General features: G+C 70.6%; 28 protein-coding genes and 1 tRNA gene. 27 read left to right on the top strand and 2 right to left on the bottom strand.

The annotated features are described in order from the left end of the window. Positions 1 to 12: 12 nt before the first annotated feature. The 11 genes from BM223_RS19790 (at position 13) to BM223_RS19840 (ending at position 12,516) form a co-directional block, all read left to right on the top strand. Positions 13 to 1,509, top strand: a complete 1,497-nt coding sequence (locus BM223_RS19790; protein WP_038676165.1) for a DUF7059 domain-containing protein — start codon at positions 13 to 15, stop codon at positions 1,507 to 1,509. Positions 1,510 to 1,537: 28 nt separating this feature from the next. Beyond that, positions 1,538 to 2,590 (top strand): DUF2510 domain-containing protein, encoded by a 1,053-nt coding sequence (locus BM223_RS19795; RefSeq protein WP_052138122.1) that lies wholly within the window; start codon positions 1,538 to 1,540, stop codon positions 2,588 to 2,590. A gap of 111 nt (positions 2,591 to 2,701) precedes the next feature. Beyond that, positions 2,702 to 5,410, top strand: a complete 2,709-nt coding sequence (gene topA, locus BM223_RS19800; protein WP_038676167.1) for a type I DNA topoisomerase — start codon at positions 2,702 to 2,704, stop codon at positions 5,408 to 5,410. A 206-nt stretch (positions 5,411 to 5,616) separates the two neighbouring features. After that, the gene (tmk, locus tag BM223_RS19805; RefSeq protein ID WP_038676168.1) at positions 5,617 to 6,276 is read left to right on the top strand and encodes a dTMP kinase; all 660 of its coding nucleotides are present in this window, start codon (positions 5,617 to 5,619) and stop codon (positions 6,274 to 6,276) included. Then, positions 6,273 to 7,424, top strand: a complete 1,152-nt coding sequence (locus BM223_RS19810) for a DNA polymerase III subunit delta' (RefSeq protein ID WP_038676169.1) — start codon at positions 6,273 to 6,275, stop codon at positions 7,422 to 7,424. Before tmk ends, BM223_RS19810 begins: the two co-directional genes overlap by 4 nt. Positions 7,425 to 7,434: 10 nt before the next feature. Beyond that, the gene (locus BM223_RS19815; RefSeq protein WP_052138123.1) at positions 7,435 to 8,991 is read left to right on the top strand and encodes an alpha/beta hydrolase; all 1,557 of its coding nucleotides are present in this window, start codon (positions 7,435 to 7,437) and stop codon (positions 8,989 to 8,991) included. 73 nt (positions 8,992 to 9,064) lie between these two features. After that, a tRNA-Thr gene (locus BM223_RS19820) sits at positions 9,065 to 9,140 on the top strand. A 160-nt stretch (positions 9,141 to 9,300) separates the two neighbouring features. Further along, complete coding sequence (locus BM223_RS19825; RefSeq protein ID WP_038676171.1) at positions 9,301 to 10,587, top strand: tyrosine-type recombinase/integrase; 1,287 nt, start codon at positions 9,301 to 9,303, stop codon at positions 10,585 to 10,587. Positions 10,588 to 10,712: 125 nt separating this feature from the next. Beyond that, positions 10,713 to 11,498 carry a TIGR04255 family protein gene (locus BM223_RS19830; RefSeq protein ID WP_038676173.1) on the top strand — a complete coding sequence of 262 codons (786 nt, stop codon included), beginning with the start codon at positions 10,713 to 10,715 and terminating at the stop codon, positions 11,496 to 11,498. Continuing rightward, on the top strand, positions 11,495 to 12,076 hold the full coding sequence (locus tag BM223_RS19835; RefSeq protein WP_038676175.1) for a hypothetical protein: 582 nt from the start codon (positions 11,495 to 11,497) through the stop codon (positions 12,074 to 12,076). The genes BM223_RS19830 and BM223_RS19835 overlap by 4 nt, the downstream gene beginning before the upstream one ends. Beyond that, entirely contained in the window at positions 12,073 to 12,516 is a 444-nt protein-coding gene (locus BM223_RS19840) for a hypothetical protein (RefSeq protein ID WP_141267646.1), read from the top strand. The genes BM223_RS19835 and BM223_RS19840 overlap by 4 nt, the downstream gene beginning before the upstream one ends. 148 nt (positions 12,517 to 12,664) lie before the next feature. Here the strand turns inward: BM223_RS19840 and BM223_RS19845 are convergent, their stop codons facing one another. Both BM223_RS19845 and BM223_RS19850 read right to left on the bottom strand, forming a co-directional pair. After that, positions 12,665 to 13,096: an ImmA/IrrE family metallo-endopeptidase gene (locus tag BM223_RS19845; RefSeq protein ID WP_038676179.1), complete on the bottom strand. Its 432-nt coding sequence runs from the start codon at positions 13,094 to 13,096 to the stop codon at positions 12,665 to 12,667. Between the two features lie 2 nt (positions 13,097 to 13,098). Then, positions 13,099 to 13,425: a helix-turn-helix domain-containing protein gene (locus tag BM223_RS19850; RefSeq protein WP_038676181.1), complete on the bottom strand. Its 327-nt coding sequence runs from the start codon at positions 13,423 to 13,425 to the stop codon at positions 13,099 to 13,101. Between the two features lie 92 nt (positions 13,426 to 13,517). Here BM223_RS19850 and BM223_RS19855 point away from each other — a divergent pair, with 92 nt between their 5' ends. The 16 genes from BM223_RS19855 (at position 13,518) to BM223_RS19910 (ending at position 21,114) form a co-directional block, all read left to right on the top strand. Then, entirely contained in the window at positions 13,518 to 13,766 is a 249-nt protein-coding gene (locus tag BM223_RS19855) for a helix-turn-helix domain-containing protein (RefSeq protein WP_038676184.1), read from the top strand. Then, the gene (locus BM223_RS28565; protein WP_141267644.1) at positions 13,766 to 13,978 is read left to right on the top strand and encodes a MerR family transcriptional regulator; all 213 of its coding nucleotides are present in this window, start codon (positions 13,766 to 13,768) and stop codon (positions 13,976 to 13,978) included. The genes BM223_RS19855 and BM223_RS28565 overlap by 1 nt, the downstream gene beginning before the upstream one ends. Beyond that, on the top strand, positions 13,975 to 14,274 hold the full coding sequence (locus BM223_RS19860; RefSeq protein WP_141267642.1) for a hypothetical protein: 300 nt from the start codon (positions 13,975 to 13,977) through the stop codon (positions 14,272 to 14,274). The genes BM223_RS28565 and BM223_RS19860 overlap by 4 nt, the downstream gene beginning before the upstream one ends. Beyond that, a complete protein-coding gene (locus BM223_RS29190) occupies positions 14,271 to 14,438 on the top strand; it encodes a hypothetical protein (RefSeq protein ID WP_158510153.1) in 168 nt (55 codons plus the stop codon). Before BM223_RS19860 ends, BM223_RS29190 begins: the two co-directional genes overlap by 4 nt. Beyond that, complete coding sequence (locus BM223_RS19865; RefSeq protein WP_038676187.1) at positions 14,435 to 14,845, top strand: hypothetical protein; 411 nt, start codon at positions 14,435 to 14,437, stop codon at positions 14,843 to 14,845. The genes BM223_RS29190 and BM223_RS19865 overlap by 4 nt, the downstream gene beginning before the upstream one ends. Continuing rightward, the gene (locus BM223_RS19870; protein WP_038676188.1) at positions 14,842 to 15,225 is read left to right on the top strand and encodes a hypothetical protein; all 384 of its coding nucleotides are present in this window, start codon (positions 14,842 to 14,844) and stop codon (positions 15,223 to 15,225) included. The genes BM223_RS19865 and BM223_RS19870 overlap by 4 nt, the downstream gene beginning before the upstream one ends. A 90-nt stretch (positions 15,226 to 15,315) precedes the next feature. Continuing rightward, positions 15,316 to 15,708 (top strand): hypothetical protein, encoded by a 393-nt coding sequence (locus BM223_RS29195; RefSeq protein ID WP_052138124.1) that lies wholly within the window; start codon positions 15,316 to 15,318, stop codon positions 15,706 to 15,708. Continuing rightward, positions 15,708 to 16,661, top strand: coding sequence for a DUF2303 family protein (locus BM223_RS29200; protein WP_052138125.1), 954 nt, complete (start codon positions 15,708 to 15,710; stop codon positions 16,659 to 16,661). The genes BM223_RS29195 and BM223_RS29200 overlap by 1 nt, the downstream gene beginning before the upstream one ends. 21 nt (positions 16,662 to 16,682) lie before the next feature. Continuing rightward, positions 16,683 to 17,636, top strand: coding sequence for an SPFH domain-containing protein (locus BM223_RS19885; RefSeq protein ID WP_052138126.1), 954 nt, complete (start codon positions 16,683 to 16,685; stop codon positions 17,634 to 17,636). Between the two features lie 85 nt (positions 17,637 to 17,721). Continuing rightward, positions 17,722 to 18,171, top strand: coding sequence for a hypothetical protein (locus BM223_RS19890; protein WP_038676190.1), 450 nt, complete (start codon positions 17,722 to 17,724; stop codon positions 18,169 to 18,171). After that, on the top strand, positions 18,168 to 18,338 hold the full coding sequence (locus tag BM223_RS29205) for a hypothetical protein (protein WP_158510154.1): 171 nt from the start codon (positions 18,168 to 18,170) through the stop codon (positions 18,336 to 18,338). Before BM223_RS19890 ends, BM223_RS29205 begins: the two co-directional genes overlap by 4 nt. Continuing rightward, positions 18,335 to 18,499, top strand: coding sequence for a hypothetical protein (locus BM223_RS29210; RefSeq protein WP_158510155.1), 165 nt, complete (start codon positions 18,335 to 18,337; stop codon positions 18,497 to 18,499). Before BM223_RS29205 ends, BM223_RS29210 begins: the two co-directional genes overlap by 4 nt. A gap of 98 nt (positions 18,500 to 18,597) precedes the next feature. Further along, complete coding sequence (locus tag BM223_RS19895) at positions 18,598 to 19,479, top strand: PD-(D/E)XK nuclease-like domain-containing protein (RefSeq protein ID WP_038676192.1); 882 nt, start codon at positions 18,598 to 18,600, stop codon at positions 19,477 to 19,479. Further along, positions 19,476 to 20,465 carry a phage recombination protein Bet gene (gene bet / locus BM223_RS19900; RefSeq protein ID WP_052138127.1) on the top strand — a complete coding sequence of 330 codons (990 nt, stop codon included), beginning with the start codon at positions 19,476 to 19,478 and terminating at the stop codon, positions 20,463 to 20,465. Before BM223_RS19895 ends, bet begins: the two co-directional genes overlap by 4 nt. After that, a complete protein-coding gene (locus tag BM223_RS19905) occupies positions 20,465 to 20,839 on the top strand; it encodes a DUF3850 domain-containing protein (protein ID WP_052138128.1) in 375 nt (124 codons plus the stop codon). The genes bet and BM223_RS19905 overlap by 1 nt, the downstream gene beginning before the upstream one ends. After that, entirely contained in the window at positions 20,836 to 21,114 is a 279-nt protein-coding gene (locus BM223_RS19910; RefSeq protein ID WP_038676194.1) for a hypothetical protein, read from the top strand. The genes BM223_RS19905 and BM223_RS19910 overlap by 4 nt, the downstream gene beginning before the upstream one ends. Positions 21,115 to 21,208: the final 94 nt, after the last annotated feature.

Consider the following 21,208-nt stretch of genomic DNA (forward strand, 5'->3'; position numbering starts at 1 on the left):
TACCGTTGCTCCGTGCTGCCCGTCGCCCTCGCCGCGCCCCTGCGCGAAGCCCTCCTCGCCGCCGACTTCACCTACGACGCCGTCAGCGACCTGCTCGGCCCCGAGGCCCACCAGGCGCTGTCGCGCAACGAGACCCGGCCCGGCCTGCGTCGTACGACGGACGGGAGCCCGCTCGCGACGCTGGTGCGGCTCTTCCTGCTGCAGGCGGCGGTCCCGGTCGCCGACGCGGAGCGGGCGCTGCCGGGCGGGCTGGTCGACCGGCTCGCCAATGCCGGCGCGCTCGCGCAGAGCGTGGGGGAGGTCGCGGCGCGGCTCGACGTCCGCCCCTATGGCTCGGAGGAGGGGGACCTGTGGGTGGTCAGCGACCTGACGCCGGGTCTCGACGGCGTCCCGACGGCGGTGACGGGCGACTACGTGCTCGGGATCAGTCCCGCCTCGTCGAGCCTGGCCCAGCTGACGCTGCGCCATGACGTGGGGACGGCGCTCGACCTGGGCACGGGGTGCGGGGTCCAGGCGCTGCACCTGGCGACGCACAGCGACCGGGTCGTCGCGACGGACGTCAACCAGCGGGCGCTGGCGATCGCCCGGTTCAACGCGGCGCTCAACGACGTCGACGACAAGGTCGAGGTGCGGGACGGGTCGTTCTTCGCGCCGGTGGCGGGGGAGCGGTTCGACCTGATCGCGACCAACCCGCCGTTCGTGATCTCGCCGGCGACGGGGGAGCGCCTCGTCTACCGCGACTCCGGCCTGCCCGGCGACCAGGTCGTCGAGCACATCGTCCGGACCGCGCCCGACCACCTGACCGACGGCGGCTGGTGCCAGGTCCTCGCCAACTGGGTGATCGAGAAGGACCGCCCCTGGGACGAGCGCCTGGCCGGCTGGCTGCCCGACGAGTGCGACGCGCTGGTGGTCCAGCGCGAGGTGCTCGACCCGGCGTCGTACGTCGAGCTGTGGCTCAAGGACTCCGGCCACCACCCGGCGACCGGCGGTGACCCCGCGACGTACGGGCAGCGCTACGACACCTGGCTCTCGTGGCTCGAGCAGCAGGGTGTGGCAGGCGTCGGCTTCGGCTGGCTCAACCTGCGCCGGCGCGCGGACGTCGCGCCCGGCGCGCTGGTCCGCGACCTCCTCGAGTGGCCGTACGACGTCGAGCAGCCCATCGCGCCGGCGATCTCCGCCTGGGCCGACGCGGCGCTGGCCGCGCGGTCGCTCGACGCCGGGACCCGTCTGGTGCTGCGCGAGGACGTCGTCCAGGAGACCTCCGGCCCCGTCGGCGGCGAGGACCCGGCCACGATCGTGCTCCGCCAGCAGCGCGGGTTCCGCCGCGCGCGCCAGGTCGACACGGTCGTCGCGGCCGTGGCCGGCGCGTGCGACGGCGAGCTCGCCGTGGGCCCGCTGGTGGACGCCGTCGGGCAGCTCCTGGACCGTGCGCCGGCCGGTCTGCACGACGTCTACCTGCCCGAGCTGGCCGAATTGGTGGCCGAGGGGTTCCTCGCTCCGGAGGAGTGAGCGGGCCTCGTGCGGCAGACTGGGCGCCGTGACGAACGCAGGCTGGTACCCCGACCCCGCGGGCGCGCCCGACACCTTCCGCTACTGGGACGGTCAGGCGTGGAGCCAGATGACCACCTCCCAGCCCTCGGGTGGCGCGGCCGCGGCCACCCCCGCTCCCGCGACGCCGCCGCCGGCGACGCCTCCCCCGGCGACCCCGCCGACCCCGGCGACCGCGCTGCCCCCGTCCCAGCAGCCGTACCAGCCGCAGTACCAGCAGCAACCCCAGCCCACCTGGAACCCGACCCCGCCCCCGGGCGGCGGCACCGGCGGCATCGGCGGCGGGAGCACCGGCAAGACGGTCGGCATCGTCGTCGCGGCGGTGCTCGTGCTCGCCCTGCTGGGCGTCGGCGGCTTCTTCGGCATCCGCGCGCTCAGCGGTGACGACGACGGCGACGGCGGCGACAAGAAGGCCGACGACCCGACCTCGCAGGCCACCGACGGCCCCACCGACGGCCCGACCGACGAGACGTCGTCCACCGTGCGCCCGTCCGGCATCCAGTGCACCGGCGGCAAGCCGGAGCCGACGACCGCGCCGGACCCCAAGGCGACCACGCTGACCGGCGGCGGGCTCACCATCCCGAAGCTCGACGGCTACACCACCGACGTCCGCCAGTCGCCGGCGCACACCTACGCCGACGGGTTCATCTCCCAGTACGTCGAGGTGGTGCCCCAGAAGTGGATCGGGCTGTACGGCGTGGGCGCCATCCCGCGCGCCAACGGTTTCGAGGGCATCGACACCACGGCCGAGATCATCATGCAGTGCCTGACCACCAACGACCAGATCTACAAGGGCTTCAAGGACCGCAAGGACCTGAAGAACGAGGAGATCACCGTCGACGGCAAGCCGGCCCACCGGATCACCTCGGAGCTCCGGGTCGACGACAGCACCCTCCCGATCGAGGGTGACGTCACCACCGTCGTCATCGTCGACACCGGCGACCCGGCGTCGTACGGCGTGTTCGTCGGGGTCGCGCCGATCGGCGACACCGCCCGGATCGCGCAGGAGGAACAGGTCATCGGGGAGATCTCCGTCGGCTGAGGCCCACCTCACTTCCGGGCGTCCGGTGGACGCCCGGAAGTGCGTGCTGGACACCACGCGCTACCGTGAACCGCCGGATCAGGCAGCGCACGAGAAGTAGAGAAGGTCCCCGTGTCCCACAAGTTGGTGATCGTCGAGTCGCCGGCCAAGGCCCGCACCATTGGCGGATACCTCGGCGACGGCTTCGTCGTCGAGTCCTCCATCGGCCACATCCGGGACCTCCCGAACAACGCCGCCGACACCCCGGCCAAGATCAAGGACAAGCCGTGGGGGCGGCTGGCGATCGACGTCGACCACGACTTCACGCCGTACTACATCGTCCCGCGCGACAAGAAGTCCCACATCGCCAAGCTCAAGCAGCTCCTCAAGGACGCCGACGAGCTCTACCTCGCCACCGATGAGGACCGCGAGGGCGAGGCGATCGCCTGGCACCTCCTCGACGAGCTGAAGCCGAAGGGCATCCCGGTCAAGCGGATGACCTTCAACGAGATCACCCGCGCGGCGATCCAGGCCGCGGCCGCCAACACCCGCGACCTCGACATGGACCTCGTCGAGGCCCAGGAGACGCGGCGCATCCTCGACCGGCTCTACGGCTACGAGGTCTCGCCGGTGCTGTGGCGCAAGGTGATGTCGGGCCTGTCGGCCGGCCGCGTGCAGTCGGTCGCGACCCGGCTCGTGGTCGACCGCGAGAAGGAGCGGATGGCCTTCAAGGTCGCCTCCTACTGGGACCTCGAGGGCACCTTCGACGCCGGCAGCAAGCACGACCAGCGGATGTTCCCGGCCAAGCTCCACAGCATCGACGGGACCCGCGTCGCCAGCGGCTCGAACTTCGGCCCCGACGGTCAGCTCAAGGGCAAGGCCGACGTCGTCCACCTCGACCAGCGGCGGGCCCAGGCGCTCGTCAGCGCCCTCGCCGACACGACGTACGACGTCCGGTCGGTCGAGGCCAAGCCCTACCGCCGTTCCCCCTACGCCCCCTTCCGCACGACCACGCTGCAGCAGGAGGCCAGCCGCAAGCTCGGCATGAGCTCCAGCGTGACGATGTCGGTCGCGCAGCGGCTGTACGAGAACGGCTTCATCACCTACATGCGTACCGACTCCACGACGCTGTCCGGCAGCGCCATCGGGGCGGCGCGGGCGCAGGTGCAGGAGCTCTACGGCGCCGAGTACCTCCCCGACGCCCCGCGCACCTACGCCAACAAGGTCAAGAACGCGCAGGAGGCGCACGAGGCGATCCGTCCCGCGGGCGACTCGTTCCGGACGCCGGCGCAGACCGGTCTCAAGGGCGACCAGTTCCGGCTCTACGAGCTGATCTGGATGCGCACCGTCGCCTCGCAGATGAAGGACGCCGTCGGCCAGTCGGTCACGATCCGCCTCGGCGGCGCGGCCAGCAGCGGCGAGGACGTCGTCTTCTCCGCGTCCGGCCGGGTGATCACCTTCCACGGCTTCCTCAAGGCCTACGTCGAGGGCACCGACGACAACGCGGCCAAGGACGACCAGGAGACCCGGCTCCCCAACCTGCACGAGGGGGACGCCGTCTCGGCGGCGTCGCTGAGTGCCAACGGTCACGAGACGAAGCCGCCGGCGCGCTACACCGAGGCCACGCTGATCAAGGAGCTCGAGGAGCGCGAGATCGGCCGGCCCTCGACGTACGCCTCGATCATCGGGACGATCCTCAACCGCGGCTACGTCTACAAGAAGGGCACCGCGCTGGTGCCCGCCTGGATCGCGTTCTCGGTGGTGCGCCTGCTCCAGGAGCACTTCTCGCGGCTGGTCGACTACGACTTCACCGCGAGCATGGAGACCGTCCTCGACGACATCGCCCAGGGCCGCAAGGACCGGGTCAGCGAGCTCAGCGAGTTCTACTACGGCTCCGACCGGCTCGAGGGCCTCAAGCGGCTGGTCGAGGACCTCGGCGACATCGACGCCAAGGAGCTCGCGACCTTCCCGGTCGGCACCGAGGCCGACGGCATCCACCTACGGGTCGGCAAGTACGGCCCCTACCTCGAGGGCCCGGGCGACGACGGCACCGCCTTCGCCAAGCGCGCCAACGTGCCCGACGACCTGCCCCCCGACGAGCTGACCGTGGCCAAGGCCACCGAGCTGCTGGCCAACCCGGCCGGTGAGGAGATCGAACTCGGCGTCGACCCCGAGACCGACCTGCGCGTGGTGGCCAAGAACGGCCGCTACGGCCCGTACGTCACCGAGGTGCTGCCCGACGACGCGCCCAAGAGCGCGAAGCCGCGCACCGGCTCGCTCTTCAAGTCGATGTCGCTCGACACCGTCACGCTCGCCGACGCGGTCAAGCTGCTCGCCCTGCCCCGCGTCGTCGGCGTCGGCGAGGACGGCGAGGAGATCACCGCCCAGAACGGCCGCTACGGGCCGTACCTCAAGAAGGGCACCGACTCCCGCTCGCTCACCAGCGAGGACCAGATCTTCGGCATCACGCTCGACGAGGCCCTCAAGATCTACAGCCAGCCCAAGCAGCGCGGCCGCGCCGCCGCGGCGCCGCCGCTCAAGGAGCTGGGCAACGACCCCGTCTCCGGGCAGCCGGTGGTCGTGAAGGCCGGCCGGTTCGGCGAGTACGTCACCGACGGCGAGTACAACGCGACCCTGCGCAAGGACGACTCGGTCGAGGAGATCACCCTCGAGCGGGCCGCCGAGCTGCTGGCCGAGCGCCGGGCGAAGGGCCCGGCCAAGAAGGCCGCCAAGAAGGGCGCGAAGAAGACCGCCGCCAAGAAGACGACGGCCAAGAAGACCACCACCAAGAAGGCCGCGGCGAAGAAGACGGCGGCCAAGAAGGCCGCCAAGAAGTCCTAGCCGCGGGGTGGGAGCGGTCCTGCGGGAGTTTCGCCGGTCGACCGGCGAAACTCACACTGGACCGATGAAGTTCCGTCGGTCAGGCGTGAGTTTTGTACGTCAAGTCCGACAGTTTCGCCGGTCGACCGGCGAAACTGTCGCCGCTCCAGCGCCCCGGGCGGCCCCGGCCGTGGCACGTGTCGGACCCGTCTCGTAGGTTCACTCCCGTGACCCGCTATCCCGGCCGCTACACCTCGACCGGCGTCTTCGTCTGCTTCGAGGGCGGCGAGGGCGGTGGCAAGTCGACGCAGTCCCGGCTGCTGCGCGACCGGCTGGCCGAGGAGGGGTACGCCGTCCGGCTCACCCACGAGCCGGGCGACACGCCCGTCGGCAAGGACCTGCGCCGGATCGTGCTCAGTCCCGAGACGGGCGCGCTCGCGCACAAGACCGAGTTCCTGCTCTATGCCGCCGACAAGGCCGAGCACGTCGAGACGCTCGTGCTGCCCGCGCTCGACCGCGGCGAGGTCGTCCTCACCGACCGCTACGTCGACTCGACCCTCGCCTACCAGGGGGCCGGCCGCGCGCTCGACCGTGACGAGCTCGAGGAGGTCTCCCGGTGGGCCACGGGCGATCTGCGGCCGCACCTGACCGTCGTCCTCGACCTCGAGCCCGAGGCGGGCCTGGGCCGGTTCGAGGAGCGGGACCGGATCGAGGGCGAGGGGCTGGCGTTCCACCAGCGGGTGCGGCAGTCGTTCCTCGACCTGGCCGCGCACGACCCCGAGCACTACCTGGTCGTCGACGCGCGGCGCTCGATCGACGAGATCGCGGCGCTGATCGCCGAGCGGGTCGCCCCACTGCTGGTGCAGGCGAGGAGGCTGGCACCGTGACGATCTGGGACACGCTCGTCGGCCAGCGGCCGACCATCGACGCGCTCGAGAAGGCCGTCGCCGGGCACGGGATGACCCACGCCTGGCTGTTCACCGGACCGCCGGGCTCCGGCCGGTCCAACGCCGCCATCGCGTTCGCGGCCGCGCTCCAGTGCGACCAGGGCGGCCGCGGCCCCGACTGTCCCGACACCTGCCACGCCTGCCACACCGTCCTGGCCGGCTCCCACGCCGACGTGTCGGTGATCCGCACCCAGAAGCTCTCCATCGGCGTCGACGAGGTCCGCGACCTGGTTCGCCGTGCCTCGCTGAGCCCGATGGGCGACCGCTGGCAGATCCTCATCGTCGAGGACGCCGACCGGCTCACCGACCAGGCCTGCAACGCGCTGCTCAAGGCGATCGAGGAGCCGAACGGCCGCACGGTCTGGATGCTCTGCGCGCCCACCGTCGAGGACGTCCTGCCCACGATCCGCTCGCGCTGCCGCCTGGTCACCCTCGCGACGCCGACGACCGTCGAGGTGGCCGGCTTCCTGCAGGCGCGGGGCATCGAGGCCCGCCTGGCGTCGTACGCGGCGCGGGCGAGCCAGGGGCACATCGGCCGCGCCCGGGCGCTCGCGTTCGACGAGGACGTCCGCAACCGCCGCCAGGAGGTCGTCGGCATGCCCGCCCGGCTGACCACCCTCGGCCGCTGCATGGACGCCGCCACCCGCCTCGCGAGCGCCGCCAAGGACGAGGCCGACGCGATCACCGCCGAGCTCGACGCGCGTGAGAAGACCGACCTCGACGCCGCCTACGGCGTGGTCGAGCGGGGCCGCCGTCCGCGCGAGTACGGCCCGGCGCTCGCCGCCCTCGAGAAGAGCCAGCGCACGCGCGCCAAGCGCCGTCACCTCGACGTCGTCGACCGCGGGCTCACCGACCTGATGTCGGTCTACCGCGACGCCATCGCGCTCGCCACCGGCGCGCCCGGCGAGCTGGTCAACGAGGACATCCGCGAACAGGTCCAGACCATCGTCGACAGCTCCACTCCCGAGCTGAACCTCCGCAGGATCGGTTGGATCTTCGCTGCGCGGGAACAGATGCTGGAGTTCAACGTGCCGGTGGCCTTGGCCCTGGAGTCGATGATGGTGGCGTTGAAGGCGCCACAACGATGAGGAGCTGCTGGTGAGCAAGAAGCTGATCGTCGCGGTCGTCGTGGTGTGGGCCCTGGTGCTCGCCGGCGGCGTCGGCATCGGAGTGGTGCTGCTGACCCGCGGTGACGACGACTCGGGCAAGCCCGGCGCCGACGGCTCCACGCCGCCGTCCACGAAGACCCAGGGCCCCGACGGCCGCACGATCGAGGACTTCTACCAGCAGAAGCTCAGCTGGTCGGCCTGCGGCTCCAACGAGTGCACCACCCTCGAGGTGCCCATCGACTACCAGAAGCCCGGCGACGGCTCCATCGAGCTCGCCCTCGAGCGGACCAAGGCGACCGGCACCCGGATCGGCTCCCTCGTGATCAACCCCGGCGGCCCGGGCGCCCCCGGCACCTCGACCGTCCGCGACGCGCAGTACTACTTCGCGCCCGAGCTGATGGCGGCGTACGACATCGTCGGCTTCGACCCGCGCGGCACCGGCAAGTCCGCGCCTGTCGACTGCCTCAGCGACTCCGCCCTCGACGCCTACATCGCCGCCGACCCCGACCCGGACACCCCCGAGGAGGTGAAGCAGGCCGAGGAGAACTCCGCCGACTTCTGGGCCGGCTGCAAGGCCCGCTCCGGCACCCTCGGCGGCCACGTCAGCACCGTCGAGGCCGCCCGCGACATGGACGTCCTGCGCGCCGCCCTCGGCGAGGACAAGCTCGACTACCTCGGCTTCTCCTACGGCACCCGCCTCGGCGCGACGTACGCCGAGCTCTACCCGGAGAACACCGGCCGCCTCGTCCTCGACGGCGCCATCGACCCCTCCCTGTCCTCGCGCGACGGCGCCCTCAGCCAGGCCGCCGGCTTCGAGACCGCCCTGCGCTCGTACGTCCAGAGCTGCGTCGACGCCGGCAGCTGCTTCCTCGGCGACAGCGTCGACGCCGGCCTGAGCACCATCAAGGGCCTGCTCGACACCATCGACAAGGAGCCGCTCACCACCAAGGACCCCGAGGGCCGCAAGCTCACCGTCGGCCTCGCGTTCTACGGCCTGATCACCCCGCTCTACGCCAAGGACAACTGGTCCTACCTCGACGACGGCCTCAAGGCCGCCCTCGACGGCGACGGCTCGACCCTCCTCACGCTCGCCGACTTCTACGGTTCGCGCGAGGGCGGTCGCTACACCGACAACAGCCTCGAGGCCATCTCGGTCATCAACTGCCTCGACGACCCCTGGTCCATCACCCCCGACGAGGTCCCCGGCCAGTTCTCCGACTTCGAGAAGGCCTCGCCCACCTTCGGCAAGGTCTTCGCCTGGGGCCTCACCGCCTGCGACGGCGAGCCCTTCACCTCCACCGACGAGCCCGACCTGAAGATCGACGGCTCCGGCGCCGCGCCCATCGTCGTCCTCGGTACGACGCGCGACCCGGCGACGCCGTACAAGGAGGCGGTGGCGATGGCCCAGCAGCTCGAGTCCGCCGTCCTGGTCACCCGCGAGGGCGACGGGCACACGGCGTACAACAAGGGGAACAGCTGCATCGACGACGCCGTCCACGCCTACCTGATCGAGGGCACCGTCCCCCGGGACGGACTCAAGTGCTGAGGTAGCCCCCGGATTCCTGCTCTCGGGTCCGGTCCCGGTATGCTGCCGCGGTCGCCGGTGCAGACCGGTGTCGGCCGCCTTAGCTCAGTCGGTAGAGCGAATCACTCGTAATGATTAGGTCGTCGGTTCGATTCCGACAGGCGGCTCCAGCAGATCCGGCCCTGACCAGCGCGAACGCGCAGGTCAGGGCCGGTTTCGTTTCATCAGATCGCGTTCTTTCTCCGGGAACCAGACCAGAAGTTCAGGGCGGTGACAGCAATCTAATTGCTGCCTAGATTGCTGCCCCGCCTGATCCGGAGGAGGCACCCGATGGCCCGCACGAGGACCCCGAAGAAGCGCACCTATGCCGAGGGCTCCGTGTACCAGCGCTGCGACGAACGACGTGGCTGCCCGCCGACCACCGGCGCCGGCCGACCCGCGCACCGCTGCAGCGGCCCCTGGGTCGGAGCCTTCGTGCACGGGTTCACCGAGCGCGGCACCCGCCGGCGCTACACGGTCAAGGGCGACACCGAGGCCCAGGCCCGGACGCGGATGCGGAAGCGCATGGGCGAGGTGCTCGACGGCGGGGGAGCGGCCGCCAGCTCGAAGACCACGGTGAAGCAGTGGGCCGAGGAGTGGCTTGACATCGTCGAGCGCGAGCTCCGGCCGCAGCCCTTCACGAGCGCCCGCTCCGCCGTGCGCCGTTGGATCGTGCCGACCATCGGCCACAAGCGGCTCTCCGACCTCGCGCCCGCCGACGTCCGGAAGGTCGCCAACGCCCAGCGCTCGGCCGGCCTCAAACCGTCCAGCCAGCGGCGCACCCACTCCGTGCTGATCACCATGCTCAAGGCCGCTCGCGCGGACGGCTACGCTGTGCCTAGCATCGTGGTCGAGGTCAAGGCTCCCGCGGCGGGCCCATCCGACCGCTCTGACCTCCCTCTCGACCTCGCCGTCGAGATCCTCGGCGTCGCCGCGGAGATCCCCCAGGGCTCGCGATGGGTGGCCGCGCTGCTCCAGGGACTCCGCCAGGCCGAGGCGCTCGGGCTCACGTGGGACGAGGTCGACCTCGAGCGCGGCCTGCTCACGATCTCGTGGCAGCTCCAGCCGCTGCCGTACCGCTTCCCGCGTGACCGCTCCTCCGGCTTCCGGGTGCCCGACGGCTACGAGGCGCGGCAGGTCAAGGGCCGCTGGCACCTCGTCCGGCCGAAGACTCGCGCCGGCTGGCGCGTGATCCCCCTCGTGCCATGGATGGTGACCTCGCTCAAGGCGTGGCGCGAGATCGCCCCGGAGTCCGAGCACGGCCTCGTGTGGCCGACGCTCGACGGCGGTCCCTGCGACCCGAAGCTCGACGATGTCGAGTGGTATGCCCTCCAGGAGACCGTGGCGGCCCAGCGGGGCGCCGACGTGCAGCACCCTGCTGGCCGGCCGTTCACGATCCACGAGGCACGCCACACCACCGCGACCCTCCTCCTCGAGGCTGGCGTCGACCCCGCGGTCATCATCGCGATCCTGGGCCACTCGTCGATGCTGTCGACCAAGGGCTACTTGCACGTAAAGACTGCGCCGCTGGCGGCTGCCATGGCGGCCGTCGCCGAGCGGCTGCAGCTCGCTGCGTAGGCGCGACCTGTGGATTGCCTTGGGGAGAACCTGGGGACAAAGTCCCCTATGGCTGTGAATTTTCTCGTCCGCGCGCCATTTGGGAAGCAGCCCCGCCGTAGCCAAGGGTCGGCTAAGGTGCGAGCGTGACCACGGGGCAGGAGTCGTTGAAGTTCAAGACACCGCCGGTGAAGACGGTCGTGCTGACTGTCTACTTCGAGGCCTTGGAGACGCTGCAGCCCATTCATCTGTCGATGCTGCGGGAACGTTGGCGCGACTACTACCCGTCTGTCGGCAGCCTCCCGCCGCTCCGCGCACATCCGCACGCAGGGTCGGGCACCACAGGCGGTGACGACAACGTCCCGTCGTGGCCCTTCCCCTACATGATCTTCGCCACGGTGGACGAGACCGAGGCCATCGCCATCCAGAACGACCGCCTGATCCGCACATGGGGGTTCAGCGACGGGGCTTCCTACCCCGGCTACCAGACGCTCTCCCGCGACCTGAGGCAGCGCCTGGGCGAGTTCGCCGAGGTCGTCAAGGTGGAGCTCGACAGGGAGCTCACGCTGACATCAAGCGACTGCCGATACTCGAACCACCTCGGCGAGGCAGACATCGCCGACCTACTCGTTGGCGTCGCTTCGTCGTGGAGCGGAACCTCCAACGGAGCGGCCTTGGACAACGTCCACTACGCAGGGCTTCGTCTTCACATCGACAATCCTGACGACCCCGCGTCGCATGTCTACATCGACGTCGACACCTACGAGGACGGCGCCGAACTGGAGATCACCTCCCGCTACGAGATTGTCGTGCCCGAGGGGGACAGCAGCGCTGAACTCGGTGGTCTCGACAAGGCGCACGACGCTCTTCTGGGCGCGTTCGAGCGCTTCACGAGTGCGTCCATGAAGTCGGATTGGGGGCAGGAGCAGTGACAGCGCAGATCGTTGAGGATGTCTACCGACGCGAACAGGTAGAGGGAATCTGGAGCCGGAAGCACCCACCTTCGAAGGCCCCGTGTCGACTCATTGCGACGAAGCCGCAGGACGGTGTCGACTACACGCTGCCCGCCGCCAGGATCTCAACGAGGTGGAAGCTCTACACCGCCGGCGTCTGGAGCGGACGTTCAGTGGGCTTCGAGTACGCCAAGTGGCAGCTCGTTCAGATCACTGAGCATCACATCGAGCAGGGTCTCGAGATGCCCGACCGCGCGGCCGAGGCGTTGATGCTGCACCACCTTCGATCACTCGTGCAGCCGGGGACTCTCTACCCCACGATGTCAGTGGAGGACGGCGACGTCATCGCCGAGTGGCGAGTTGGTGAGTACGGCCTCGAGTTGCTCACGACTGCTAGCAGTGCCCGCTGGACTCTTCGCCGTCGAGGGGTCCGGATCAGCAGGTCAACCAGCATGCTCGGACTGAAGACCCTGCTCACCTCGTTCACGGCCGCCGCTGACGAGCTCAATCCGGACTGGCCAGCCCTCTTCCCGCAGGCTGCTCAGCACGCGCGGTGAGCGAGGCGGTGGTGTGGGATGACCCGGGCATCCCACCAGACGAGATGTTGCTGCGGCGGATCCCGCGCCACCCAGATTTTCGCGTGCCTGACGTTCTCAGTGGCCGCTTGCTGATTAAGAAGTCGGCTCTCCGCTACAACCCCGACGGGATGTCGGTCCAGGCTGACAGCCTTCTTCCGGTCGCAGGCGTCGCGCGGCACGAGATCTACAACTGGGAGACGCACAACGGGATCGAGTTCCCCGTCGACGCGGCGCGTCGAACGGAACAGGCCGGCGTTGTCGCCGAGCCAGACCCGGACGACGAGCGGCTGGGGGAGGCCCACGCATCCGTGCGTCTTCGCCCCGACTGCGCGGACAAGAAGGGCGACTGGGATGACGTGCGGGCCGTGATCGCCGAGGAGGCCCGATTGATGCCGGAGGACCCGAACCCTCCGGAGTGAGCGCGACATAGTTCTCCTGAGCAACGCCAGAAGCTCCGCCCTCCACGCCGGAGGGCGGAGCTTCTGGCGTTTCTGGAAACGGCAGTCAGGCGCCCCAGGCGTCCTCGGGCTCACCGTCGAGGCGGGGCAAGGGCCGCGAGGTGGCCTCCTACGCGCCGATGGCCCCCTGCCGACCGCGGAGGTAGTGCAGCTCTGAGGGGTGGAGGTTCGCCAGGCGCGTTCGGACGATGTGCAGCGAGACGCCCAGATCGCGCGCGAGCGTCGGGTGATGCTCGCCGTGCGCCGCGACGACCTCGCCGAGGTCGTGCACGTCGACAAGCAGCCGGGCGGCGTCGCGGTCGGCTCGGCGCTCCTGGAGCAGATTGGTCCGACCGCAGTGGGTGACGACGTCGCACGCCGCGACGTGCCGGAGCTCATGGCAGAGCACGCTGCGCGCCTGGTGCCGGCGCATCCGCGGGTCGAGCGCGATCCGCTGCTCCCAGTGCCGGTACTCGCCCTTGCGATCGCTGAGGCGCTCCCACACGAGGTCGATGTGTGGCAGCGACGCCAACTCGTCCCACGGGCTGTACGTGTTCTTCATCCTCAGTCCTCGAGGTCTCCCGGCTCGAAGTCACCGGCCTCGGTGCTGGCGACAGCGCCGAGGTTCTCACGGGGGCCCGACAGATTGATGGCCTCTTCGGCTCGGCGAACGAGGTCGGAGAACGTCAAGCCGAGGGCGGCAGAGATCCGCCACACGTCGGCCGTGGCGGCCGCGGCGGCCACGTTGCCCCGCTCGATGCGGCCGATCGTTGTCTCCGAGAGGTCGACCAGAGCGCCCAGATCGCCGCGGGAGAGCTTGCGGCGCTTGCGCCACGACGCGATCTCTGCGCCGAGCGCTGCGGCGAAGTCGCGCGAGTCCTGTTCGGTCATGACACGAAACGGTACTAGTTAGAAACGAAACGCGCCAGATCTGGCATGAGAACGACTTGACCGTGCCAAATTTGGCACGTAGCGTTCCAGTCATGACAAGCCACATCGACCCCGAGGCCGTGGCGATCGGCCGCGCCGTGCATGGGGCGATCATCACCGCCGGGTTCACGTTGGTGGAAGCCGCGGAGCGGACCGGGATCGGGTACCGGACGCTGTCTCGTCGGGTCAACGGCACGCTCCCCTTCACCTTCCCGGAGCTCGCGCGCATCGCGACGCTCTGTGGCGTCAAGGTCAGCGACCTCGCCGCCGCCGCCGAGCGCATCTCAGCGAGCGCAGCCTGATGCCGGCTGCAGCTCGTCCAGTCCCTGCGCGCAAGTGGCTGACCCTCAAGGAGGCCGCGGAGTGGTGCGGGATGCACCCCGACACGCTCGCCGAGAAGGCGCGGGTTCCCGGTTCACCGATCGTCCGCAAGCGACAGCACGACCGCGGCAGCAAGCACCTCTACAGCGTCGCCAGCCTCGACGCGTGGATCGAGTCCTGGGCGGACGCATGACCGCACCACCGGGCCGCGTGCCCACCACTGCCCACCGCGGGGCCTCGAACCGCGTGATCCAGCGAGTAGTCGCTGACCGAGCCTTCGCTCTCGCTCGCCGGGCCGGCGTCATCCTCACCGGCCGCGACGTCCGGGAGCTCGCCAAGTCGTTCATCGAGGCGGCCGACCTGCCCGACGACGAGCAGGAGCGGGATCGGGTCATCCTCGAGCGGCTGATGCAGCAGGCGCCGGGCGGGCGGAAGCCGGTCGTGCGCCGGCACGGGCTCGGCGGCCCGGGATGGAGGACGGCGTCATGACGAGCCACATCCAGAGCGGCGACCCGGACTCGATCGTCTGCCGCTGGTGCAAGGGCGTGCGCAGCGTCCGGCGACGCGGGGAGACCACCTTCCGCCTGTGCCCAACGTGCGATGCCCGGGCGGACGAGGTTGATGCGACCTGGGAGACGGAGTCCACGCCGTGAGCGCCGGGCCGCGCCACTCCCGCAAGGAGATCCGCGTCTTCGCCGCCTGGCTCCGCAAGCAGGGCTGGACCTACGAGTCGACGGATGCGAAGGGTCACACGCTCTGGTCGCACCCCAGGGCCGCCGGGCTCTACAAGCTCGCCGAGACGCCGAAGCACTTCAACGTCCAGCTCGCCCGCCGCGACGTGCTGCGGATGGTGGGGGGGAAGATCGAAGGGAAGAGGCGACCGAAGCCGTCGCCGTCGGCCGTGCCCCGACCCAGTGCCCCGCGCGCGCCGCGGCCGGCCGAGACCCTGCCCAAGGTGAGTAGCCAGCGCCCGCTCCTCACTGCCGGCCAGGCTCGCGCGATCGAGTCGGCCGAGGCGAACCGTCGGTTCTACGAGGGCCTCATGCGGAGGTCGGCGTGACCGTCGTCGGCAGCGGCCGGCTCGACGAGCCCGACCTCCTCGACCTGCTCGCCGACCAGGCCACCCCGCTCGGACGGCTGCGGATGGACGACTTCCGCGCCGCGTGCCGGGCCGACGCCGACGCGCACGACGGCGTCGTGCACCCCTCCCGCGTTTCGGCTCTGCTGCGGAACCGGTTCGGGGAGATCGACCCGCGGTCGTTCTCCGCTCGGTGGGCGCCGGCCTGTGGCCCGGACGGGTTCCTCGACAAGACCGACGACCTCGCGCCGATCGACCCCGCGCACTCGCGCGGCAACGGCAACAAGCTCGTCCCGCTCCGCCGCTGGCGCGGATGGACGCCCACGCTCCACCACACAGAGACGGGCAGCCCACCGGCGTAGGACCCACGACACGGCACACGGCCGGCCACCACCCGCAACCCGGGAGGTGGCCGGCCGTCTGCATTTCCACCCACCACAGAAGGAAGGCAGATGACCGACACCACCACCGAGGGCGACGGCGACGCGCACGTCCGGCCCTTCGCCGACTGGCTGCGCGAGCAGGCCGGCGGCAAGTCCCACGACGAGCTGAGCGACGCGGTCTACGACCTCGTCCAGCGGGTCAAGGACACGGGCAAGAAGGGCTCGCTCGTCTACACGATCAACATCGGGCCGATGAAGGGCGACAAGGACGTCCTCATGATCGACGACCAGATCAAGCTCAAGCTCCCCGAGCACGACCGCAAGGCGTCGCTCTTCTACACCGACAAGGTCGGAAACCTCACCCGGACCGACCCGAACCAGCTCGTGTTCGAGTCGCTGAGGGAGGTCGAGGGCGGCCAGCTCGTCGACGTCCAGACCGGCGAGCTCCGCGAGGTCACCTGATGGGCTGGGCAGTCGGCTGGGACCCCGTCCACCGCCGTCACCGCGGGTACGGCGTCCCGGCCTACTGCGACGCCTACGCCAAGGGCTGCCGCCAGGAGATCGACCGCGGACTCGGGCACGTCGCGCCGCCCGCGCCGCCGGACGGCCTCACCGACGACGAGCACGACGAGTTCCACGAGCAGTTCGTCGACACCGACGGCGGCGTCACCATCGTCGACCTCGACACGCTCCGCGACAAGGCCAAGTACGCCCACCAGCCGCGCCGCAAGGAGGGCACCTACAAGGTCCACGACGCCCAGTCGTTCGTCGCCTACCTCGCCAAGCACCACGACCTCGACACCGAGGTCTGGGCCGACGCCGTCGCCGCGAAGATCACCGGCATCCTCGACGCCCACGAGTCCACCGACGGCAGCGTGCCGGGCGCCCGGCACGAGCAGCACCGCGTCGAGTACGCCGTCCTGCTCACCGAGGCGTGGAAGGCCTGGCAGGCCCACGACGGCAAGCTGCTCGACCAGTCGACCCTCGCCGAGCACTTCGAGGCCCGGTCGATCGACATCCTCCAGCCGACGGCCGCCGACATGCTCGAGCTCGCCCAGTCGTTCCGGGCCACGACGTCGTCGGCGTTCGAGTCCTCGAAGCGGCTCTCCGACGGGCAGCGGCAGTTCGAGCACCGGGAGACGATCGACGCGCACGCCGGGAAGAAGGGCCAGCTCACGATCCCGGAGACGTTCGTGATCGCGCTCAAGCCGTTCGAGGGCGCCGAGGCGTTCAAGGTGACCGCGCGGTTCCGGTACCGCATCACCGACGGCGTGCTGCGGATCGGCTACAAGCTCGACCGGCCCGAGGACGTGCTCCGACAGGCGTTCCTCAGCGTCGTCGAGAACGTCGAGGAGGGGATCTCGCAGAACGACGAGATCGACCTCAACTCGCCCATCTTCCGCGGCTCCCGCTGACCCGTCCCGAGAGGACCCTGCATGTTCATCACCATCCTGTCCGCCCTCCTGATCCTCGTCGGGATCGCCCTGCTCGCGTCCGGCCCGCGGGTCGGCACCGGTCAGTACGAGCGGCGCGAGACCGGCGAGACCACGCGGTACGGCGAGGCGATCACCGAGCGCGTGGAGATCACGGTCAGCACCCGCCCGGGCGCGCTGATCCCGCTGGTCCTCGCCGCGGTCCTGCTGTTCCTCGGCAGCATCACCACGGTCGAGGCCAAGCAGGTCGGCGTCGTGACCACCTTCGGCCGCCCCTCTGACCAGACCCTCTCCTCCGGCTTCCACTTCAAGGCGCCCTGGCAGAAGGTCACCGAGATCGACGCCACCATCCAGACCGACGAGTACCACGGCAAGTCCGGCATCGACGTCCGGCTCAGCGACGGCAACACCGCCACCATCTCGGCCACGATCCGGTGGAGCGTCAGCGACGACAACGCCAACAAGGTCTACGAGGACTTCCGCTCCGACGACCCGACCAAGAGCCTCCGCGACGCCGTCGTCTCCACCCAGTTCAAGGCCGCCATGAACGCCGTGTTCGCCGGCTTCGACCCGCTCACCCTCGCCGGCGCCACCGGCGACCAGCCCGACTACAACGCCCTCGCCGACAAGGTCCGCGACGTCATGCTCGCCAAGACCAACAGCCTGGTCGAGGTCGACTCCGTCACGATCAGCCTCGTCAGCCTGGACAAGGACTCGCAGAAGAAGATCGACAACTACATCGGCGAGGTCAGCAAGACCCGCATCGCCGAGCAGGCCCAGAAGACCGCCAAGGCCCAGGCCGAGGCGAACCGGATCCTGTCCGACTCGATCAGCCGCGACCCCAACGTCTTGGTCTCGAAGTGCCTCGACCTCCTCGCCGACGGCTACAACGCCCCGGCCGGCTTCACCTGCTGGCCCGGCGCCGGCGGCGGGGTCGTCATCCCCGGCACCCGCTGACCCAGCCACCACCCGGCACGAAGGCCGGCCCCCGCACTCCGCGGGTGGCCGGCCTTCGTGCGTTCCCACCTCCGAAAGGACCCCGATGAGCACCACCACCGACCTCACCATCGCCGCCGGCACCGTCTTCGCCGACGCCCGCCGCGGCGAGCTCCCCGACCCGGTCGGCGTCGCCGCAGCGGCCCACTCGCCCGGCGGCGCCGTCCAGATCCACCTCAGCACCCTCGCCGACCTCGCCCAGTGGGCGCAGTGGGCCGAGACCACGATCGAGACCAGCGACCCCAAGCACTGGGACGGCGAGAAGTGGACCCGCCACCACACCGCCGAAGGCCACATCCACGAGCTCCCCGTGATGCTCGTCGCTGTCGAGATCGGCGTCATGGTCCCCGCCGAGCACTACGACTGCCCCCGCTGCGGCGGCAGCATCGGCACCAGCGCCGGATTCGTCGTGATGGGCGAGTACGACGACGCCTTCGAGCTCGAGGTCGCCCGCCACCAGACCGGCGAGTGCACGCCCCTGGCGGTGGCCCCGTGATCGCCGGGCTCTGCATCGGGTTCGCGATCGCCGGCACGCTGTTCGGCATCCGCGAGATCCTCCAGGGTCTCGCCAAGCGCCGGGCCGCCCGCGCGCAGGCGCAGTGGGAGGCGGACATCGCCGAGGCCGTTGCCCTCGGCGAGGCAGCGACGGAGGCCGACCGGTGACCTTCTACGTGTTGCGGTACCTGCCCGAGGTCCCGATGGACCGGCGGAAGCACGCGTCCACCGCCGGTCGATTCCCGACCTGGCTGGACGCCGAGGAGCAGCGTCTCACCCAGCCCAACAAGGACGACCTGCAGATCGAGGTCCGCGAGGACGAGCGATGACCACGCGTCCCTATCGGTCCGGGTTCTGCAGCCCGTCCAATCCGCCCGACTCCCACGCGCGCTGCGCCGGCGTCTACTCCGGCAGGGAGTGCTCTTGCATGTGCCACTGGGAGCCCGAGCCCGCCAACGCTGAGGAGACCCCGCCCGGCCGCGAGCCCGGGTTCTACCCCGACATCCCCGAGGCCGACTACCACGCCGACCAGACCAGCCTGTCCCACTCCGGCGCCAAGACCCTCCTCAAGGCCCCCGCGCTGTTCCGCCACGAGCAGGACAACCCGGCGCCGTTCAAGAAGGCCTGGGACTACGGCACCGCCGCCCACGCCAAGGTGCTCGGCGTCGGCGCCGAGATCCGCACCATCCCTCCGAGCTCGCTCGCGAAGAACGGCGCCGCCAGCACCGCCGAGGCCAAGGCGTTCATCGAGCAGGCCCGCAAAGAGGGCGCGGTCCCGCTCAAGGCCGCCGAGGTCCAGCAGATCGACGACATGGCCGACCAGCTCGCCGGCCACCACCTCGCCATGGAGCTCCTCGCCGACGGGCAGCCCGAGGTCTCCGCCTACGCCCCCGACCCCGAGACCGGGATCCTGCGCCGCTGCCGGTTCGACTGGCTCGGCCCCACCGTGCTCACCGACTACAAGAGCGCGACCTCGTCCGAGCCGGCCGCGTTCGCCAAGGCCGCCAAGGACTTCGGCTACTACCAGCAGCACCCCTGGTACCTCGACCTCGCCCGCGACCTCGGCCACCCCGCCGAGGCCTTCGCGTTCATCGTCCAGATGAAGACGGCGCCCTACCTCGTCACCGTCATCGAGCTCAAGGAACCCGCCGTCCGGCTCGGCCGCGAGCGCAACCAGCAGGCCCTCCAGATCTACCGCGACTGCACCGAGGCCGGCGCCTGGCCCGGCTACGTCCCCGACACCGAGTTCGCCCGCATCGACCTCCCGACCTACGCCTACTACGACCACGAAGTGGAGACCGCAGCATGAGCACCACCGACCTCGCCACCACCCAGACCGGGTCCGGCCTCGTCCTCCAGGCCGACCAGGACCGCTGGACCCCCCAGCAGCTTGCCGCGCTGCGCCAGATCGGCATCGAGAACGCCCCCGAGGGCGACCTCGCCGTCTTCATGCACGTCGCGCAGCGCACCGGCCTCGACCCGTTCGCCCGGCAGATCCACATGATCGGCCGCAAGGCCTCGGTCTGGGACCCCGAGACCCGGCAGACCCGCTACGAGACCCGCTACACCATCCAGACCGGCATCGACGGCTACCGCGTCACCGCCACCCGCGCCGCCAACGCCGCCGGCGACGTCCTCGAGTACGAGGACACCCAGTGGTGCGGCCCGGACGGCCAGTGGGTCGACGCGTGGGTCGACCCCATCAACCCGCCCGCCGCCGCCCGGGTCGTGGTCGTCAAGAACGGCCGTCGCTACGCCGGCACGGCGATGTACGCCGAGTACGTCCAGACCTACGTCGACCGGCAGACCAAGGAGATGAAGCCGAACTCGATGTGGGCCAAGATGCCCGCCGGGCAGCTCGCGAAGTGCGCCGAAGCCCTCGCCCTGCGCCGCGCCTACCCCCACGACCTCGCCGCGCTCTACACCGACGACGAGATGGGCCAGGCCGACAACCAGCCCACCGCCCCGCAGCCGAGCAGCAGCGGTCTCGCCGGCGCCCGGGCGCGGCAGCGCGCCGAGCAGGACGCCGCCGCGCCGCTCGAGCCGTCCAGCGCGCTCGCGGCCGAGATGTTCCGGCTCTTCGACGAGCTCGGCATCGACACCGAGGCGCGGCTGGAGTACGTCGGCGACGCCGTCGGGCGCGAGATCTCCAACCCCGCGACCGTGACCGTCGGCGACGCGACCAAGGTCGTCGCGGTCCTGCGGTCCCGGCTCGAGGAGCCGTTCCCCGACACGGTCGACGCCGAGACGGTGCCCGAGGGCGTCAACGCCGAGACCGGCGAGGTGCAGGGCTGATGGTCAAGCACGAGCTCAAGACCTGGCCGGCCATGTTCGAGGCGGTCTGGCGCGGCGACAAGACGTTCGAGGTCCGCCTCGACGACCGCGGCTACCAGCGCGGCGACCACGTCGTCCTCCGCGAGTGGGACCGGAACCTGCTGTGCGACTGCGCGTCCGGCGACCACGCCGCGGACTGCCCGAAGTACTCCGGCCGCCGCATCGAGGCCCGCGTGGGCCACGTTCTCGCGTCGACCGCGCCGCGGGGCAACCAGCGCGGCTTCAACGGCAACGGTTACGTCGTGTTCTCGCTGTGCGAGCCGACCAAGTTCGACGGCCGCCGGTCCGCCGCGACGGCCGCGGCCGCCGCCCAGGTCGCGGGAGCCCCGCGATGAGCCGCGAGGTCGACGCGACCTTCTACGCGCAGGTCGAGCCCGAGTGGGGCAACTACATCGACAGCGACGGCAACCGCTCCATCCACGGCGCCAAGGTCACCACCATCACCCAGAAGCGCCCTCAGCGTCCCCGCGGCGGCACCGTCCTGGTCAAGCTCACCATCCGCGTCCCCCAGGCCGCGTTCCAGCCGCTCCGGCCTGAGGCGATCGTCGTGATCCCCGAGGACATGACCGCCGTGACGCCGGTCGAGGTTGTCGCTGAGGACCCGACGTGAGGGTCCGGCGCCGCGGCCGCGGGTATGGCGGAGCTGGTCTCGCCAGGTCCAGCGGCGAGAACGAGTGCCCCCGATGCGGCGACGACATCGAGGA

Origin of the sequence: Pimelobacter simplex (assembly GCF_900114845.1) — a bacterium.
GTDB lineage: Bacteria > Actinomycetota > Actinomycetes > Propionibacteriales > Nocardioidaceae > Nocardioides > Nocardioides simplex.

Bases quoted from the DNA above. Each gene is read 5' to 3' on its own strand.
- BM223_RS19825 (WP_038676171.1), top strand. From the start codon at position 9,301: ATGGCCCGCACGAGGACCCCGAAGAAGCGCACCTATGCCGAGGGCTCC.
- BM223_RS19845 (WP_038676179.1), bottom strand. From the start codon at position 13,096: ATGAAGAACACGTACAGCCCGTGGGACGAGTTGGCGTCGCTGCCACAC.
- BM223_RS19850 (WP_038676181.1), bottom strand. From the start codon at position 13,425: ATGACCGAACAGGACTCGCGCGACTTCGCCGCAGCGCTCGGCGCAGAG.
- BM223_RS19855 (WP_038676184.1), top strand. From the start codon at position 13,518: ATGACAAGCCACATCGACCCCGAGGCCGTGGCGATCGGCCGCGCCGTG.
- BM223_RS28565 (WP_141267644.1), top strand. From the start codon at position 13,766: ATGCCGGCTGCAGCTCGTCCAGTCCCTGCGCGCAAGTGGCTGACCCTC.
- BM223_RS19860 (WP_141267642.1), top strand. From the start codon at position 13,975: ATGACCGCACCACCGGGCCGCGTGCCCACCACTGCCCACCGCGGGGCC.
- BM223_RS29190 (WP_158510153.1), top strand. From the start codon at position 14,271: ATGACGAGCCACATCCAGAGCGGCGACCCGGACTCGATCGTCTGCCGC.
- BM223_RS29195 (WP_052138124.1), top strand. From the start codon at position 15,316: ATGACCGACACCACCACCGAGGGCGACGGCGACGCGCACGTCCGGCCC.
- BM223_RS29200 (WP_052138125.1), top strand. From the start codon at position 15,708: ATGGGCTGGGCAGTCGGCTGGGACCCCGTCCACCGCCGTCACCGCGGG.
- BM223_RS19885 (WP_052138126.1), top strand. From the start codon at position 16,683: ATGTTCATCACCATCCTGTCCGCCCTCCTGATCCTCGTCGGGATCGCC.
- BM223_RS19890 (WP_038676190.1), top strand. From the start codon at position 17,722: ATGAGCACCACCACCGACCTCACCATCGCCGCCGGCACCGTCTTCGCC.
- BM223_RS19895 (WP_038676192.1), top strand. From the start codon at position 18,598: ATGTGCCACTGGGAGCCCGAGCCCGCCAACGCTGAGGAGACCCCGCCC.
- bet (WP_052138127.1), top strand. From the start codon at position 19,476: ATGAGCACCACCGACCTCGCCACCACCCAGACCGGGTCCGGCCTCGTC.
- BM223_RS19905 (WP_052138128.1), top strand. From the start codon at position 20,465: ATGGTCAAGCACGAGCTCAAGACCTGGCCGGCCATGTTCGAGGCGGTC.
- BM223_RS19910 (WP_038676194.1), top strand. From the start codon at position 20,836: ATGAGCCGCGAGGTCGACGCGACCTTCTACGCGCAGGTCGAGCCCGAG.